The organism is Gammaproteobacteria bacterium (assembly GCA_003696665.1).
In the GTDB taxonomy this organism is placed as follows: domain Bacteria; phylum Pseudomonadota; class Gammaproteobacteria; order Enterobacterales.
The window spans coordinates 1-1,563 of the sequence record RFGJ01000620.1; the positions used below are offsets into that span (position 1 = coordinate 1).

The window sequence follows — 1,563 nt, forward strand, 5'->3', positions numbered from 1 at the left end:
AGCCACGAACCGCACCCGCTTGCTGGTCGCGCCAAAGACATGGGTTCCGCCGCAGTCCTTGTTGGACTCGTTATCATGGGGCTTGTGTGGGTCAGCATCCTGTGGCCGAAAATTCACCTATAAAAGCGAAATCAATCATGAGCGATCGCGATTTACGAAGTTTTCTGACACGGCTCGAAGCATGCGGCGAACTCAAGCGCATCACACAGCCCGTGTCGCCCTATCTGGAAATGACCGAAATATCGGATCGTACCCTCAAATTGGGCGGCCCCGCGTTGTTGTTCGAACAGCCTACCGGCCACAAAATGCCCGTACTGACCAATCTGTTTGGGACACCTAAGCGTGTCGCGATGGGGATGGGACAGGAAGATGTCTCGGCACTTCGGCAAGTTGGCGAAATCCTCGCCAACCTGAAAAACCCAGAACCACCGAAAGGCTTTGCCGATTTGAAAGACAAATGGCCCATTTTCATAAAAGTATTACATATGGGGCCAAAAATGGTGCGCAACGCCCCTTGCCAAGAAGTGGTGCTAAGCGGAGATGACGTGGATCTGGCGCAACTTCCCATTCAGACCTGCTGGCCCGGGGATGCTGGACCGCTCATCACCTGGGGACTGGTCATTACGCGCGGGCCCAACAAACCGCGCCAAAACCTTGGCATCTATCGCCAGCAAGTGATTGATCGAAACAAAGTCATCATGCGCTGGCTGTCACACCGGGGTGGGGCGCTTGACTATCAAGAATGGCAAAAAACCCACCCGGGCGAACCGTTTCCAGTAGCGGTTGCGCTCGGCGCCGATCCGGCCACCACTTTGGGCGCCGTCACGCCCGTCCCAGATAACCTATCCGAATACGCATTTGCCGGGCTTTTGCGGGGGGCGCGTACGGAAGTCACTCAAGCCTTGGACAGCGATCTGCACGTGCCAGCGTGGGCGGAAATCATTCTTGAAGGCCATATCCAGCCCGGCGAGGAAGCCGACGAAGGACCGTTTGGCGATCACACCGGCTATTACAACGAGGTCGAACGCTTCCCGGTGCTGACCATAGACCGCATCACCCACCGCCGCGACCCCATCTACCACACCACATACACCGGGCGTCCTCCAGACGAACCGGCAGTGCTGGGGGAAGCACTGAACGAAGTATTCGTACCCATCCTGCAAAAACAGTTTCCCGAAATCACCGATTTCTACCTACCGCCGGAAGGATGCTCATACCGGCTCGCGGTGGTCACCATGAAAAAACAATACCCCGGGCACGCCAAACGCGTCATGATGGGCGTTTGGTCATTCTTGCGCCAATTTATGTATACCAAATTCGTCATCGTCACCGACGACGACATCAACGCCCGCGACTGGAAGGACGTCATCTGGGCCATCACCACCCGCATGGACCCGGCGCGTGACACCGTGATCATCGAAAACACCCCCATCGACTACCTCGACTTCGCCTCACCCGTCGCCGGCCTCGGCTCAAAAATGGGCCTCGACGCCACGCACAAATGGCCCGGGGAAACTCAACGAGAATGGGGCAGAGCGATCGAAATGAGTGAGGAAGTGAAGC

At 56.8% G+C, this 1,563-nt stretch carries 2 protein-coding genes; both read left to right on the forward strand.

Features of this window, described 5'->3' with window-relative positions; genetic code table 11:
* On the forward strand, positions 1 to 123 hold a 123-nt coding region (locus D6694_15055), incomplete at its 5' end, for a diacylglycerol kinase (GenBank protein RMH34744.1).
* A 14-nt stretch (positions 124 to 137) separates the two neighbouring features.
* On the forward strand, positions 138 to 1,563 hold a 1,426-nt coding region (locus tag D6694_15060), incomplete at its 3' end, for a 4-hydroxy-3-polyprenylbenzoate decarboxylase (protein RMH34745.1).